The 15,564-nt window shown below is 67.9% G+C and carries 15 protein-coding genes; 10 read left to right on the top strand and 5 right to left on the bottom strand.

Going from position 1 to position 15,564, the window contains the following annotated elements; genetic code table 11:
* Positions 1-199: 199 nt before the first annotated feature.
* The 7 genes from A2G96_RS10800 to A2G96_RS10830 all read left to right on the top strand — a co-directional run bounded on the left by A2G96_RS10800 (position 200) and on the right by A2G96_RS10830 (position 7,445).
* Positions 200-2,062 (top strand): acyl-CoA dehydrogenase, encoded by a 1,863-nt coding sequence (locus tag A2G96_RS10800; protein WP_062799159.1) that lies wholly within the window; start codon positions 200-202, stop codon positions 2,060-2,062.
* Positions 2,063-2,104: 42 nt separating this feature from the next.
* Entirely contained in the window at positions 2,105-2,887 is a 783-nt protein-coding gene (locus tag A2G96_RS10805; RefSeq protein ID WP_062799161.1) for an SDR family oxidoreductase, read from the top strand.
* Positions 2,888-2,991: 104 nt separating this feature from the next.
* Positions 2,992-3,429, top strand: coding sequence for a PaaI family thioesterase (locus A2G96_RS10810; RefSeq protein WP_062799164.1), 438 nt, complete (start codon positions 2,992-2,994; stop codon positions 3,427-3,429).
* A 96-nt stretch (positions 3,430-3,525) separates the two neighbouring features.
* Positions 3,526-4,536, top strand: coding sequence for an NADP-dependent oxidoreductase (locus A2G96_RS10815; RefSeq protein ID WP_062799166.1), 1,011 nt, complete (start codon positions 3,526-3,528; stop codon positions 4,534-4,536).
* An 81-nt stretch (positions 4,537-4,617) separates the two neighbouring features.
* Positions 4,618-5,466: a class II aldolase/adducin family protein gene (locus A2G96_RS10820; protein ID WP_062799169.1), complete on the top strand. Its 849-nt coding sequence runs from the start codon at positions 4,618-4,620 to the stop codon at positions 5,464-5,466.
* A 61-nt stretch (positions 5,467-5,527) separates the two neighbouring features.
* The gene (locus A2G96_RS10825; protein ID WP_062799171.1) at positions 5,528-6,430 is read left to right on the top strand and encodes an SDR family oxidoreductase; all 903 of its coding nucleotides are present in this window, start codon (positions 5,528-5,530) and stop codon (positions 6,428-6,430) included.
* A 67-nt stretch (positions 6,431-6,497) separates the two neighbouring features.
* Positions 6,498-7,445 carry an alpha/beta fold hydrolase gene (locus tag A2G96_RS10830; protein ID WP_062799173.1) on the top strand — a complete coding sequence of 316 codons (948 nt, stop codon included), beginning with the start codon at positions 6,498-6,500 and terminating at the stop codon, positions 7,443-7,445.
* Positions 7,446-7,488: 43 nt separating this feature from the next.
* Here A2G96_RS10830 and A2G96_RS10835 read toward each other — a convergent pair whose 3' ends face one another.
* Together A2G96_RS10835 and A2G96_RS10840 are read right to left on the bottom strand one after the other, a co-directional pair.
* Positions 7,489-8,010, bottom strand: coding sequence for an O-acetyl-ADP-ribose deacetylase (locus A2G96_RS10835; RefSeq protein WP_062799175.1), 522 nt, complete (start codon positions 8,008-8,010; stop codon positions 7,489-7,491).
* 59 nt (positions 8,011-8,069) lie between these two features.
* The gene (locus A2G96_RS10840; RefSeq protein WP_062799177.1) at positions 8,070-9,218 is read right to left on the bottom strand and encodes an iron-containing alcohol dehydrogenase; all 1,149 of its coding nucleotides are present in this window, start codon (positions 9,216-9,218) and stop codon (positions 8,070-8,072) included.
* Positions 9,219-9,571: 353 nt separating this feature from the next.
* Here A2G96_RS10840 and A2G96_RS10845 point away from each other — a divergent pair, with 353 nt between their 5' ends.
* The 3 genes from A2G96_RS10845 (at position 9,572) to A2G96_RS10855 (ending at position 12,118) form a co-directional block, all read left to right on the top strand.
* Positions 9,572-10,585, top strand: a complete 1,014-nt coding sequence (locus A2G96_RS10845; RefSeq protein ID WP_062799179.1) for an alpha/beta hydrolase — start codon at positions 9,572-9,574, stop codon at positions 10,583-10,585.
* Positions 10,586-10,657: 72 nt separating this feature from the next.
* The gene (locus A2G96_RS10850) at positions 10,658-11,653 is read left to right on the top strand and encodes a tripartite tricarboxylate transporter substrate binding protein (RefSeq protein WP_062799182.1); all 996 of its coding nucleotides are present in this window, start codon (positions 10,658-10,660) and stop codon (positions 11,651-11,653) included.
* Between the two features lie 24 nt (positions 11,654-11,677).
* Positions 11,678-12,118 (top strand): YbgC/FadM family acyl-CoA thioesterase, encoded by a 441-nt coding sequence (locus A2G96_RS10855; protein WP_062799184.1) that lies wholly within the window; start codon positions 11,678-11,680, stop codon positions 12,116-12,118.
* Between the two features lie 192 nt (positions 12,119-12,310).
* Here A2G96_RS10855 and denD read toward each other — a convergent pair whose 3' ends face one another.
* The 3 genes from denD to A2G96_RS10870 are packed head-to-tail and all read right to left on the bottom strand — an operon-like array spanning position 12,311 to position 15,497.
* Positions 12,311-13,297: a D-erythronate dehydrogenase gene (gene denD, locus A2G96_RS10860; protein WP_062799187.1), complete on the bottom strand. Its 987-nt coding sequence runs from the start codon at positions 13,295-13,297 to the stop codon at positions 12,311-12,313.
* 26 nt (positions 13,298-13,323) lie between these two features.
* Entirely contained in the window at positions 13,324-14,106 is a 783-nt protein-coding gene (otnI, locus tag A2G96_RS10865; protein WP_062799190.1) for a 2-oxo-tetronate isomerase, read from the bottom strand.
* A gap of 26 nt (positions 14,107-14,132) precedes the next feature.
* The gene (locus A2G96_RS10870; protein WP_150124112.1) at positions 14,133-15,497 is read right to left on the bottom strand and encodes an MFS transporter; all 1,365 of its coding nucleotides are present in this window, start codon (positions 15,495-15,497) and stop codon (positions 14,133-14,135) included.
* Positions 15,498-15,564: the final 67 nt, after the last annotated feature.

Raw genomic sequence — 15,564 nt, forward strand, 5'->3', positions numbered from 1 at the left:
GGGGGAGAGGGCAGGAGCTAGCAGTACCCGGGCGCCTCCCTTCGTGGCCACGCCGGCCCTCTCCCCAACCCTCTCCCGCAAGCGGGAGAGGGAGCCCGCCATTGGTCATCCGAAGCAAAGCGTTCTTCAAGCGCTACGCCGTCCCGAGAACAGAAAAGAATTCGCGAGCGCCCCACGCAGTGCGCCGCATGGAGACACCATGTCGATGATCCTTTCCCGTCGCGACCTGAACTTCATCCTGTATGAATGGCTCAAGGTCGACGAGCTGACCCGCATCCCGCGCTACGCCGACCATTCGCGCGAGACCTTCGATGCCGCGCTGGATACCTGCGAGAAGATCGCCACCGACCTGTTCGCGCCGCACAACAAGAAGAACGACCAGCACGAACCCGAATTCGACGGCGAGACCGTCAGAATCATCCCCGAGGTCAGCACCGCGCTGAAGGCCTTCTGCGAGGCCGGGCTGATGGCCGCCGGGCAGGACTACGAGCTGGGCGGCATGCAGCTGCCGGTGGTGGTCGAGAAGGCCGGCTTCGCCTATTTCAAGGGCGCCAATGTCGGCACCAGTTCCTATCCGTTCCTGACCATCGGCAACGCCAACCTGCTGCTGACGCACGGCACGCCGGCGCAGGTCGAGACCTTCGTCAAGCCGGAAATGGCAGGGCGCTTCTTCGGCACCATGTGCCTGTCGGAGCCGCAGGCCGGCTCGTCGCTGTCGGATATCACCACGCGCGCAGAGTATGAGGGCGAATCGCCGCTGGGCGCGCAATACCGGCTGCGCGGCAACAAGATGTGGATTTCCGCCGGCGAGCATGAGCTGAGCGAGAACATCGTCCACCTGGTGCTGGCCAAGATCCCGGGCCCGGACGGCAAGCTGATCCCGGGCGTGAAGGGCATCTCGCTGTTTATCGTGCCCAAGTACCTGGTCAACGAAGATGGCTCGCTGGGCGAGCACAACGACGTGGTGCTGGCCGGCCTGAACCACAAGATGGGCTACCGCGGCACCACCAACTGCCTGCTGAACTTCGGCGAGGGCATGAAGTACAAGCCGGGCGGCAAGGCCGGCGCGATCGGCTACCTGGTGGGCGAGCCGCACAAGGGCCTGGCCTGCATGTTCCACATGATGAATGAGGCGCGCATTGGCGTGGGCCTGGGCGCGGTGATGCTCGGCTACACCGGCTACCTGCATGCGCTGGACTATGCGCGCAACCGCCCGCAAGGCCGCCCCGTCGGCCCCGGCGGCAAGGACGCCGCCAGCCCGCAGGTGAAGCTGGTCGAGCATGCCGATATCCGCCGCATGCTGCTGGCGCAGAAGAGCTATGTCGAGGGCGGCCTGGCGCTGAACCTGTACTGCGCGCGGCTGGTCGACGAGGAAGAAGCCGCTGCCGCCGCCGGCGACCAGGAGGCGCATGCGCGCCTGGCGCTGCTGCTCGACATCCTGACCCCGATCGCCAAGAGCTGGCCGTCGCAATGGTGCCTGGAAGCCAACAGCCTCGCGATCCAGGTGCATGGCGGCTATGGCTACACCCGCGAATACAACGTCGAGCAGTTCTACCGCGATAACCGCCTGAACCCGATCCACGAAGGCACGCACGGCATCCAGGGCCTGGACCTGCTCGGCCGCAAGGTGGTGATGAAGGATGGCGCCGCGTTCAGGCTGCTGGGCGAGCGCGTGCAGGCCACCATCGGCCGCGCACTGGCCGCGGACGATGCCGAACTGGCGCAGCAGGCGCGCGCCCTCGGCGCCGCAACCCGGCGGCTGGCCGAAGTCACGCAGACGCTGTGGAGCGCCGGCGATGCCAACGTGACGCTGGCCAACGCATCGATCTATCTCGAAGCCTTCGGCCACGTTGTGGTCGCGTGGATCTGGCTGGAGCAGGCGCTGCTGGCGCAGGCCGCGCTGGCGCAGGCAAGCGGCCAGGAAGACCATGATTTCTATCGCGGCAAGCTGGCCGCGGCGGCGTACTTCTTCCGCTTCGAATTGCCAAAGGTCGGCCCGCAGTTCGACTTGCTGGCATCGCTCGACCGCACCACGCTGGACATGCAGGACGCGTGGTTCTGAGCGCCTGCCACATCATTCAAAGACAACCAGGGAAGAGACAATATGCGCACCATCCAGCAACTGTTTGACCTGAAGGGCAAGACCGCGCTGATCACCGGCGGCTCGCGCGGGCTTGGCCTGCAGATTGCCGAGGCGCTGGGCGAGCAGGGCGCGCGCATCGTGCTGTCGGCGCGCAAGGCCGACGAGCTGCGCGCCGCGCAGGAGCATCTGAAGGGCCTGGGCATCGAGGCCGACTGGATCGCCGCCGACGGCTCGCAGGAAGCCGAGATCGCGCGCCTGGCCGACGAGGCCATCGCCAAACTGGGCCACGTCGACATCCTGGTCAACAACGCCGGCGCCACCTGGGGCGCGCCGGCGGAAGACCATCCGCTGGAAGCGTGGGACAAGGTGATGAACCTGAATATCCGCGGACTGTTCCTGCTGAGCCAGCGCATCGGCAAGCTGTCGATGATCCCGCGCCGCCACGGCCGCATCATCAACGTGGCGTCGATCGCCGGCCTGGCCGGCAATCCGCCGGGCACCATGGAAACCATCGCCTACAACACCTCCAAGGGTGCGGTGGTCAATTTCACGCGCACGCTGGCGGCGGAGTGGGGCGAGCACAACATCACCGTCAACGCGCTGGCGCCCGGCTTCTTCCCGTCGAAGATGACCAAGGGCTCGCTCGAGCGCATCGGCGTCGAAGCGATGTGCGCGGGCGTGCCGCTGCACCGGCTGGGCGACGACGAAGACCTGAAGGGCGCCGCGCTGCTGTTCGCCAGCGATGCCGGCAAGCACATCACCGGGCAGATCCTGGCGGTGGACGGCGGCGTCAGCGCGGTCTGAGCGCAGTCCGGGCGACAGCCTTCGTTTGCGGCAATAATTCGGGGGTCGGCGCCGGCGGCCAAACCGCCGGCGCCTCTCCAACCCCCACTTCCATTCGCATTGCCATGAACCAGTACACCGGCTCCGTGAGCCATATCCCGTTCCTTGCCGAACTCGGCGTGACCTGCAGCCTGGCCGAGGGCGGGCGCAGCGAGATCTCGCTGGCGACCGAAAAGCGCCACCAGAACAGCTGGGACATGGCCCACGGCGGCGTGATCATGACGCTGCTCGACGTGGCCATGGCGGTGGCCGGCCGCAGCAGCGATGCCGATGGCCGCGGCGTGGTCACCATCGAGATGAAGAGCAGCTTTATGGCGCCGGGCCGCGGCCACCTGACCGCGCGCGGCACCACCGTGCACCGCACCACCACCATGGTGTTCTGCGAGGCCGAGATCGTCGATGCCGACGGCAAGACCGTGGCGCGTGGCTCGGGCACGTTCAAGTACATCCGGCGCATGCCGCCGCAGCGCCCGGGCGAAACCGATACCGGCGCCGACGGCTGAGCGCCGGCGCAGCACAGGCGGGGCGCTCCATATGCCGCTTTGCCCCGCCTCGGCAGTTTCCATGCAGTTTCCATCTCCCATTGGAAGGAACCCACCATGTCCAACACGTTCAAGCGCATCGTCCTGGCCTCGCGTCCCGAAGGCGCGGTGACGCCGGCCAATTTCCGGCTGGAAGAGGTGCCCGTGCCGCAGATTGCCGATGGCCAGGTGCTGGTGCGCAACCACTACCTGTCGCTCGACCCGTATATGCGCGGCCGCATGAACGACAGCAAGTCCTACGCCGCGCCGCAGCCGCTCAATGAGGTGATGATCGGCGGCACCGTCGGCGAAGTGGTGGAAAGCAAGAACAGCAAGTTCAAGCCGGGCGACAAGGTGGTCGGCATGTTCGGCTGGCAGGAGATGGGTGTCAGCGACGGCACCGGCCTGCAGACGGTCGATACCACGCATATCCCGCTGTCGGCCTACCTGGGTTCGGTCGGCATGCCGGGCGTGACCGCCTGGTATGGCCTGAACAAGATCATCCAGCCCAAGGCGGGCAAGACCATCGCGGTCAGCGCCGCGTCGGGCGCGGTCGGCAGCGTGGTGGGCCAGCTGGCCAAGCTGGCGGGCTGCCGCGCGGTGGGCTTTGCCGGCGGCAAGGACAAGTGCGACTACGTGGTCAACGAACTCGGTTTCGACGCCTGCATCGACTACAAGGCGGCGAAAGACCCGAAGGAGCTCTACACCATGCTCAAGGAGGCCACGCCCGACGGCATCGACGGCTACTTCGAGAACGTCGGCGGCGACATCCTCGACGCGGTGCTGTCGCGCATGAACGCCTTCGGCCGCATCGCCATGTGCGGCATGATCGCCGGCTATGACGGCCAGCCGTTGCCGCTGAAGAATCCGCAGCTGATCCTGGTCTCGCGGCTGACCGTCGAGGGCTTTATCGTCTCCGAGCACATGGAGGTGTGGCCGCAGGCGCTGAAGGAGCTGGGCACCGCGGTCGCGCAGGGCAAGCTCAAGTTCCGCGAGAGCATCGCCGAAGGCCTGGCCAGCGCGCCGGAAGCGTTCATGGGCCTGCTCAAGGGCAAGAACTTCGGCAAGCAGCTGGTCAAGCTGGTCTGACCCGCGCATGCAGGGCCGCGGCGCGTCTGCTGGGCGCGCCGCGGGCAACGGATATCACTGGACCCGCCACAGGAGACACCGATGAATGCCCCGCAAGCCCCGCAAATCCCGAGCGCCGACGAGATCGGCGCCGGCCTGCCCGAAGAGGTCAAGGCGCGCTACCGCAACCTGCCGCGGCCGCCGCAGTTCGCCACCGTGGGCGAAGAGCGCCAGCACCGCAAGCAGCGCCTCGCCGCCGCCTTCCGGCTGTTCTCGAAATTCGGCTTCGACGAAGGCGTGGCCGGCCATATCACCGCGCGCGACCCCGAGTTTCCCGACACCTTCTGGGTCAATCCGTTCGGCGTGCATTTCAGCCAGATCCGGGTATCGAACCTGATCCGCTGCGACCACCACGGCGACGTGGTCGAGGGCGACTACCCGGTCAATGCCGCGGCCTTCGCCATCCATTCGCGCGTGCACCAGACCCGCCCCGACGCGGTTGCGGCCGCGCATTCGCACAGTACCTATGGCCGCGCCTGGTCGACGCTGGGCCGGCCGCTCGACCCGCTGACGCAAGACGTGTGCGCCTTCTACAACGACCATGCGGTCTATGACGACTTTGGCGGCGTGGTGGTGGAGCTGGACGAGGGCCAGCGCATCGCCAACGCGCTCGGGCAGAACAAGGCCGCGATCCTGCAGAACCATGGCCTGCTCACCGTCGGCAAGACCGTCGACGAAGCGGCGTGGTGGTTCATCACCATGGAGCGCTCGTGCCAGGTGCAGCTGCTGGCCGAAGCCGCCGCGGCGCGCACGCAGGCGCCGCTGAAGGTGATTGCCGACGCGGCCGCACGGCAGGCGTATTCGATCGTCGGCACGGCGCAGGCGGGCTGGTTCCAGTTCCAGCCGCTCTATGCCCGCATCGTCAAGGAACAGCCCGACCTGCTGGACTGAACCCGCATGCCCGCCACGCGGCGGGCAGCCCCCATTCGATTCACGCGACAGGACAGACGACATGAAGGATTTCTCCAACAGGGTGGCCGTCATTACCGGCGGCGCCTCGGGTTTCGGCAAGGAATTTGCCCGCATCGCCGCCGACCTCGGCATGAAGCTGGTGCTGGCCGACGTGCAGGAAGACGCGCTGGACGCGACCGTCGCCGAATTCCAGGCGCGCAACGTGCCGGTGATCGGCTTGCGTACCGACGTCTCGCAAGCCGGGCAGGTGCAGGCGCTGGCCGATGCCGCGATCGAGGCCTTCGGCCAGGTCAACCTGCTGTTCAACAATGCCGGCGTCGGCGCGGGCGGCCTGATCTGGGAAAACTCGGAGCGGGACTGGGAATGGGTGATGGGCGTCAACCTGTACGGCGTGGTGCACGGGGTGCGCATCTTCACGCCGCTGATGCTGGCCGCCGCGGAGAAGGACCCGGCGTTCGAGGGGCATATCGTCAACACGGCATCGATGGCGGGCTTGCTGAATCCGCCGGCGATGGGCGTCTACAACGTGTCCAAGCACGCGGTGGTGGCGCTGACCGAAACGCTGTACCAGGACCTCGGGCTGGTGACGCAGCAGGTGCGCTGCTCGGTGCTGTGCCCGTACTTCGTGCCGACCGGCATCAGCCAGTCGCAGCGCAACCGGCCCGCCGGCCTGGCCAACCAGGCGCCGCCGACGCGTTCGCAGCTGGTGTCGCAGGCCTTGTCGGACAAGGCCGTCGGCTCGGGCAAGGTGACCGCGGCGGAGGTGGCGCAGATCACCTTCGATGCCATCCGCGACGAAAGCTTCTATATTTATTCCCACCCCCAGGCGCTCGCTCCCGTGCGCCAGCGCTTCGAGGATATCGTCGGGCAGCGCAACCCCGGCGATCCGTTTGCCGACAAGCCCGAGGTCCGCGCGGGCCTGGTTGCCGCGTTGCGCGGCTGAGCTGACGTTAGCCAACCCCGTTAACCAACGCTGGCCAGCACCACGCCACAACGAGGAGGGACCGCATATGGAGACCAACATGGCAGCTCCCGCCGCCGTGATCCGCCACCTGCAGTACGCCACGCTGCCCAACGAAACTCGGCTGCACTACGCCAGCGCGGGCGAGCGCGGCAAGCCGCTGATGCTGTTCGTGCATGGCTTTCCGGAATTCTGGTTCGAATGGGAGGCGCAGCTGGCCGAGTTCGGGCGCACGCACTTCGCTGTCGCGCCCGACCTGCGCGGCTTCAACCTGTCGAGCAAGCCCGCCGAGGTAGAGGCCTACCGCCCGCGCCATATCGTCGAAGACCTGGTGCAGTTCATCGGTGCGCTCGGGTATGACCAGGCGATCGTGGTGGCGCACGACTGGGGCGGCGCGATCTGCTGGAACCTGGCAATCCGGTTCCCGCAGCTGGTGCGCCAGCTGGTCATCGTCAATTCGCCGCACCCGTACCTGTTCGCGCGCGCGCTGGCCACCGACCCGGCGCAGCAGGCCGCGTCGGCGTACATGAACTGGCTGCGCAAGCCGGGCTCGGAACAGGCGCTGGCGGCCAACGACTTCGCGCTGCTGGACCGGATGCTGTCCGACGACGACGGCAAGCCGGCGGCGTGGTACACCGCCGAGACCCGCGCCAGGTATCACGCGGCGTGGTCGCAGCCGGGCGAGGGCAAGGACGCCGGCGTGCATCCGCTGACCGGCGGCGTCAACTTCTACCGCGCTTCGCCGATGCATCCGCCGGGCGAGGGCGAGCCGCCGCCGGATATTTCACGGCTGGACCCGGCCGCTTTCGTGGTCAGGGTGCCGACGTTCGTGATCTGGGGCGAGCGCGACCGCGCGCTGCCGAAGTCGCTGGTCGATGGCCTGGCCGATTTCGTGCCCGACCTGCGGCTGGAGCGCATCCCCGAGGGCAGCCACTGGGTGATCCACGAGCAGCCGGAGCGGATCAACCAGCTGATCCGCAGCGCGCTGCCGGTCTAATTCAGCGCACGCACGCGGCGGCACAGGCCGCCGCATGCATGCTTCAGCTCAGCCGCTCGCGGTAAAGCCGGTAGTTCTCGTCGTCGAAGCAGACGAAGGTGACCTGCTCGATCTCCGGCGCCCCGGCCAGCGCCTCGCGCACCGCGGCGATGGCGATATCCGCCGCGCGTTCGCGCGGGAAGCCATAGATGCCGGTGCTGATATTGGGGAAGGCCAGCGTGCGCAGGTGATGCTGCGCCGCCAGCCGGATGCTGTTGCGGTAGGCACTGGCGAGCTGCTCTTCCTCGCCCTGGCCCCCGCCTTGCCACACCGGCCCGACCGCGTGGATCACGTACGGCGCCGGCAGGCGGCCGCCGGTGGTCAGCACCGCCTCGCCGGTGGGGCAGCCACCCTGCGCGTCGCGGATCGCGCGGCAGGCCTCCATGATGGCGGGGCCGCCGGCCCCGTGGATGGCGCCGTCGACACCGCCGCCGCCCAGCAGCCCGCTGTTGGCGGCGTTGACGATGGCATCGACTTCCATCCGGGTGATGTCGCCATGGACTACCTGCAGGTGCTCGCCGGTCATATTGTCTCCTCGGTTGGGAGGCGCCCGCCGCGGTGCCGGCGGGCCACCTTGCTGCCGCACTACATGGACTGCTCAAGCATACGCCGATAATCCGCGGCGCTGGCTTCTTTCGGGTTGGTCTTGTGGCAGTGGTCGCGCAGCGCGCCGGCGATCACCTTGTCGAACATGTCCTCGGTCACGCCCATCTGGCGCAGCCCGGTGGGCAGGCCCAGGCGCGCGGTCATGTCGTGCACCGCCTGCGCCAGGTCGGCGTCGTCGGGCAGGTGCATGGCGCGGCGCAGGCGCGCGTAGCGGTGATCGCGCACTACGGTGGGCGCGTCGGCATTGAAGCGCAGCACCGCCGGCATCACCACCGCGTTGAGCGTGCCGTGGTGCAGCCCGGTGCGGCCGTCGATCTTCAGCCCGCCGAGCGGGTGCGACAGCGAATGCACGCAGCCCAGTCCCTTCTGGAACGCCATCGCGCCCTGCATCGACGCGCTCATCATGTTCAGGCGCGCATCGCGGTCGTTGCCGTCGCGGGTGGCGCGCTCGATATGGGTCCAGCCGCGCTCCAGTCCGTCGAGCGCGATGCCGTCGGCGGGCGGGTTGAAGGCCGGCGCCAGGAAGGTTTCGATGCAGTGGGCGATGGCGTCCATGCCGGTGGCGGCGGTCAGGCCGGCGGGCAGGCCCAGCGTCAACTCCGGGTCGCACACCGCGGACTTGGGCAGCAGGTGCCAGGAATGGAAGCCCAGCTTGCGGCCGTCGTCCAGGATGATGATGGCGCCGCGCGCGACCTCGCTGCCGGTGCCCGAGGTGGTGGGCACCGCGATCAGCGGCGCCGCTTTGTCGGTGATCTTGCCGCTGCCGCCCTCGATGGTGGCATAGGTGGTCAGCTCGCCGTCGTGCGTGGCCAGGATCGCGATGCCCTTGGCCAGGTCGATCGACGACCCGCCGCCCACTGCCACCAGCCCGTCGCAGCCGTGCTCGCGGTACTGCGCGGCGGCTTTGCGCACCATGGCCTCGGTCGGGTTCGACGGGGTCTCGTCGAACACCGCCACCGGCAACCCCTGCATCGCGTCGATGGCGCGCTGCGCCACGCCGGCCGCGACCACACCCTTGTCGGTGACGAGCAGCGGACGGCGGATGCCGATGCGCTCGCATTCCGACTTGAGCACGCTGACCGCGCCGAAGTCCAGGTGAATGTGGGTCAGATAGTAGATGAACGCCATGTTTGCTTGTCTCCTGCTGGGATCTGCCGCGAAATAGTGGAATTCGCGCTGGAATTCGTTGTTGTCACGGGCCTGGCCCGCCGCTGGCACCATGCGCCGGGCTGGGGTTCAATGGCACTGTCGCATCGTTTCCGCCGGCCCCGGCGCCACTGCAGCCGATGATCGCGCAAAAACTGCCGGCGTGGCACGGCGGGCAGGACTTTTCCGGGTTATCTCGGACTGCCCGGGGTCGGAAACATCTGGCATCATACTAAAATCGAACGATCGTTCACTATTCGAACTTGTCCCGATGCCGACGCCGCGCCAGCGCTGCTGCGCGCGGCCCGTACCGGGTTTGCGCCGCATCACGCCCTATGTCTGTCGTACCGTCTTCTCCATCCGCCACGCCAGGCCTGCCGGACCGTCCGCTGGACCCGCAGATGGCCGCGTTGCTGGCCCTGATCGCGCGCGCCAAGCGGCCGCCGATCCACGCCATGGCGCCGGAAGACGCCAAGATCGCCTACGAGAAAAGCGCGCCGATCCTCGATATCAACCCGCCGCCGGTGCATACCGCGGAAGACCTGCTGGTGCCGGCGCGCGACGGCCACGCCATCCCGGTGCGGCTGTATACGCCGCGCGAGGCCAGCTGGATCGAGCCGCTGCCGCTGCTGGTGTACTTTCATGGCGGCGGCTTCACGGTCGGCAGCGTCGATTCGCACGATCCGCTGTGCCGCCTGCTGTGCGGCCAGGCCGATTGCATGGTGCTGTCGGTCGATTACCGGCTCGGGCCCGAGTGGCGCTTCCCGACCGCGGTCAATGACGCCTTCGATGTGCTGCACTGGGTCTTCGCCGAAGCCGACAAGCTCGGCGCCGACCCGGCGCGCATCGGCCTGGGCGGCGACAGTGCCGGCGGCACGCTGGCCGCGGCGTGCGCGGTCGAGGCGCGCGATGCCGGCCTGGCGCCGGTGCTGCAGCTGCTGATCTATCCGGGCACCTGCGCACGCCAGGATACGCCGTCGCATCGCGCGCTGGCCGACGGCTACCTGCTGACGGCCGACATGATCCGCTGGTTCTTCGCGCAGTACCTGGACCGGGATGCCAGCCGCGACGACTGGCGCTTTGCCCCGCTCGACGGCGGCGGCACCGGGGCAGAGGTGGGCGGGGTCTGCCCGGCCTGGATCGCGGTGGCCGGCTACGACCCGCTGCACGACGAGGGCGTGGCCTACGCCGAGAAGCTGCGCGCCGCCGGCGTTGCCGCCACGCTGGCCGACTACCCCGGCATGATCCATGACTTCTTCAAGCTGGGCCGGTTCGTGCCCGCGGTGGCGCAGGCGCATGCCGATGCCGTCGCCGCGCTGCGCACCGCGTTCGGCACCACGCAGGACTAGGGCCCGCCTTGCGGTCGCGCCGGTCCACGCATTTTTCAAGCAGTGATTTGCAGCACTAGGAGACATCGTCAAATGCAACGCCGCCACTTCCTCGCCCGCGCGGGCATCGCCGCCGCCGCCACGGCCCTCGGTCTTGCCGCCATGCCCGCCCAGGCCCAGGCCCAGGCTCAGGCTGATAAGTTCCCGCAGCGCCCGATCCGGCTGGTGATCGGCTACACCGCCGGCGGCTCCACGGATATCCCGTTCCGCGTGCTGGCCGACAACGCCTCGAAGATCCTCGGCCAGCCCGTGATCGTCGAGAACAAGCCCGGTGCCGGCGGCGTGCTGCCGGCGCAGCTGATGCAGAGCACCGCGCCCGACGGCTACACGCTGGCGCAGGTGGCCATGCCGGTCTACCGCCTGCCGTACACCACCAAGATCAACTGGGACCCGGTCAAGGACCTGAGCTACATCATCAACCTTGCCGGCTATTCGTTCGGCCTGGTGGTGCCGGCCGATTCGCCGATCAAGACCATGCAGGACTACATCGCCTACGCCAAGGCCAACCCGGGCAAGCTGACCTACGGCTCGCCGGGCTCGATGACCACGCTGCACCTGACCATGGAAGAGCTGGCGATGAAGCAGGGCGTGCAGTTCTCGCATATCCCGTACAAGGGCAATTCGGAATCGATGCAGGCGCTGCTCGGCGGCCACGTGATGTCGGTGGCCGACACCCCGGCGTGGGCGCCGTACGTGGAGCAGGGCAAGCTGCGCCTGCTGTCGACCTGGGGCGAGAAGCGCTCGGCGCGCTTCCCCAACGTGCCGACGCTGAAGGAACTGGGCATGGGCATCGTGCAGACCTCGCCGTTCGGCCTGGTCGCGCCCAAGGGCACCGACCCGAAGATCGTGCAGAAGCTGCATGACGCCTTCAAGAAGGCGATGGAGATGCCCAACTACCGCGAGTCGCTGGCCAAGTTCGACATGGAGCCGTTCTACATGAACACCCAGCAGTACGCGCAGTTCGCGGCCGACACCGTCAAGAAGGAAAAGGCGATCATCGAAAAGCTGGGGCTGGCCAAGCCGCAGTAAGCCCGATCAACAAGGACACCACGTATGGCCAAAGAGGAATTCCGCCATTCCATCCCGCTGCGCGTGCGCTGGTCCGAAGTCGATCCGCAATCGATCGTCTTCAATGCGCACTACCTGACGTATTGCGATATCTGCGTGACCGAGTACTGGCGCGCGCTGGGCATCCGCTATCCCGAAGACGTGCTGCACGCGCACGGCGTGGATATCTTCGTGGTCAAGTCGACGCTGGAGTACCACGCGTCGGCGCGCTTCGACGATCAGCTCGATATCCGCGGCCGCATGGCGCGGCTGGGGCGGTCCAGCATGCTGTTCCGGGTGGAGATGTATCGGAGCGACGAGCACCTGATCACCGGTGAAATCGTCTATGTGTGCGCGGACCCGGCGACGCAGAAGTCGGCGCCGATCCCGGGGGTGGTGCGGGAGGTGATCGAGGGGTATGAGGTGGTGAAGCCGGCTTCGGCCTGACCATTTCCGCTTGTTTGCTCCCCTCTCCCGCGCGCGGGAGAGGGGCGGGGGTGAGGGCGGGGCGTGTGCCTCGCGGCAAGCGGTGCAAGGACGCGACGCTCTGGCCCTCACCCTAACCCTCTCCCGCAAGCGGGAGAGGGGACCGGCGCTCAGCAACTGAACAGGCAGTCGCAATTGCAGGACGGCAGAAGCTTACTTCCCCACCCCCGCATCCTCCATATAAGCCCGGATCACCGCATCAAAGCTCGCGTCGCTCTCGAACCCCAGCGACAAGGCGCGCTCCGCATTCCATGCCGCCGGCCACGTGCCGACGATCTTCTCGATACGTTCCTCGCGTTCCCACGTCACCAGGTCCGCCACCGCATCGCCCGCGACGCGGCGCAGCGCGTCGACCATGCCCGCGGCAGTGACCGACAGGCCCGGCAGGTTCACCACGCGGCGGTTGCCCAGGCGCTCGCCCGCCAGTTCGATGCCGTTGACCAGCGCCGCCACTGCCGCGCGCGGCGACAGCAGCCACAGCTTGGTCTCCGGTGCCACCGGGCAATTGGCCGCCACGCCCGCCAACGGCTCGCGGATGATGCCGCTGGCGAACGACGACGCCGCCGCATTGGGCTTGCCGGGGCGCACGCTGATGGTGGGCAGGCGCAGCACGCGGCCGTCGACAAAGCCGCGGCGGCTGTAGTCCGACAGCAGCAGTTCGCCGATGGCCTTCTGCACGCCGTACGACGATTGCGGATTGAGCGCGGTGTCGTCCTGCACCACCGGCGGCAGCTCGCCGCCGTAGACCGCGACCGAGCTGGTGAACAGCACGCGCGGCTTGTGGCCCAGTTCACGGCACCTTTCCAGCAGCGCGCGCGATGCGTCCAGGTTGACGCGCATGCCCAGCTCAAAATCGGCCTCGGCCTGGCCGCTGACCACGGCGGCGAGGTGGAACACCGCGCCGGTGTCCTGGTCGATGGCCTGGCGCAGCACGGCGGGATCGGACAGGTCGCCGGTGACGACGCGCACGCGCCCATTGTCCAGGCCTTGGTCGAGGCCTTGCGGCGCGACCACGTCGAGCAGCGTCAGGCGCTCGAAGGCAACGGCCTTGCCGTCCAGGTTCAGGGTGCCGCGTTGCAGCAGCAGGCGGGCCAGCTGCAGGCCGAGGAAGCCGGCGCCGCCGGTAATCAGTACGTTCATGGCAAGAGCTCTTCAGTGGTTTTGCATCAGCGCCCGAGATAGGGCTTGAGCCAGCCCAGGCCTGCCGAGGTGCCGGCGCGCGGGCGATATTCGCAGCCGATCCAGCCGGCATAGCCGAGCGCGTCGATGACGTCGAACAGGTAGGGGTAGTGCAGCTCGCCCAGGTCCGGCTCGTGGCGCTCGGGCACGCCGGCGATCTGGATATGGCCGATGCCGGCGAAGTCGCGCCTGAGCTTCATCGCGACATCGCCCTCGACGATCTGGCAGTGGTAGCAGTCGAACTGCACCTTCAGGTTGGCAGCGCCGACCTCCTTGCAGATCGCCTGGCCGTCGTCCTGGCGGTTGAGGAAATAGCCCGGCATGTCGCGCGTGTTGATCGGCTCGATCAGCACCGTCACGCCCTGCGCGGCCGCGGTATTGGCGGCGAAGGCCAGGTTCTCCAGGTAGGCGGCGCGGCAGCGCGCGGGCTCGGCATCGGCCGGGACCAGGCCGGCCATCACATGGATGCGGTCATTGCCGATCACGCCGGCGTAGTCGAGCGCGCGGCCGATGCTGGCGCGGAATTCCGCCTCGCGCCCCGGCAGCGCCGCCAGGCCGCGCTCGCCCGCCGCCCAGTCGCCCGGCGGGGCATTGAACAGCGCCTGCGCGAGGCCGTTCGCGTCGAGGCGCGCGCGCAGCTCGGCGGCGGGGTGCTCGTACGGGAACAGGTACTCGACCGCCCGGAAGCCGTCGGCCGCGGCAGCGGCAAAGCGGTCCAGGAAGGCGTGCTCTTGGTACATCATCGACAGGTTGGCGGCAAAGCGCGGCATGGGAAACTCCGGAAGCGAAAGCGGGTTCAGCGGTTGACCAGTTTAGCGGGCGTCAGCCACACCAGCACGGCGCCGGCCACCAGGATGGCCGACAGCACGTACATCGGCAGCTGGGTGCTCTGGGTCAGGTCCTTGAGCGCGCCCACCATGTACGGCGACACGAAGCCGGCCAGGTTGCCCACCGAGTTGACCACCGCGATGCCCGAGGCCGCGGCGATGCCCGACAGGAACGAGGTCGGCAGCGACCAGAACAGCGGCGCGCAGGTCAGTACGCCGGCGGCGGCCAGCGACAGCGCGGCAATCGCCACGGTCGTATTGTTGGTGAACGAGGCGGCGATGGCAAAGCCCGCCGCGCCCATCAGCGCCGGCACGATCAGGTGCCAGCGGCGCTCGCGCCGCGCGTCGGCGCTGTGGCCCAGGATGTTCATCACCACCACCGCGCAGATAAACGGGATCGCGGACAGCAGGCCGATATTGAAGTTGCCGGTCACGCCGCTCGACTTCACCAGCGTGGGCATCCAGAAGGTCAGCGCGTACTGGCCGGTGACGAAGCAGAAGTAGATCAGGCACATCCACCACACGCGCCGGTCGGCAAACACTGCGCCGAGCGAGTGGCCATGCCCCTTGCCGGCGGCGGCGCCGGCATTGCGCTGGTCTTCCTCGATATTGCGCTTGAGCACGCGCTTCTCGTCGGCGTCGAGCCACGGCGCCTTGTCGATGCCGTCGCGCAGCACGAAGATCGTCAGCAGGCCGATCACGAACGCGGGCAGCGCCTCGAGCAGGAACATCCACTGCCAGCCGCGCATGCCGTGAGTGCCGTTGAACGCGTCCATGATCCAGCCCGACAGCGGGTTGCCGAACATGCCGGCGATAGGGATGCCGGACATGAACAGCGCGATCATTTTGGCGCGGCGGTTGGCCGGGAACCAGTAGGTCAGGTACAGGATCACGCCGGGATAGAAGCCGGCTTCGGCCAGGCCCAGCAGGAAGCGCATCACGTAGAACTGCGTCGGCGTCTGCACGAACATGAACAGCGCCGAGATGATGCCCCACGTGATCATGATGCGCGCGATCCAGATGCGCGCGCCGATCTTGTGCATCAGCAGGTTGCTGGGCAGCTCGAACAGGAAATAGCCGATGAAGAACAGGCCGGCGCCCAGGCCGAACACGGTCTCGGAGAAGGCCAGGTCCTGGCCCATCTGCAGCTTGGCAAAACCAACGTTGACGCGGTCGAGGTAGGCGACCACGTAGCACAGCATCAGGAACGGCATGATGCGCCAGAACACCTTGCTGTAGGCGCGTTTCTCGATCTGGCTGTCGGCGTCGAGCCTGGCGTTGCCGCCCAGGCTGTCGAAGGCGGGCACGCTGGCCGCCGGTTGGTTGGATGGCATCGGTGGTCTCCGGGTATGGTGGTGAGTCTGGTCTTGTGGTTGCGGCCACGCGCGGATCGCAGGCATG

Source organism: Cupriavidus nantongensis, assembly GCF_001598055.1.
Classification (GTDB): Bacteria; Pseudomonadota; Gammaproteobacteria; order Burkholderiales; family Burkholderiaceae; genus Cupriavidus; species Cupriavidus nantongensis.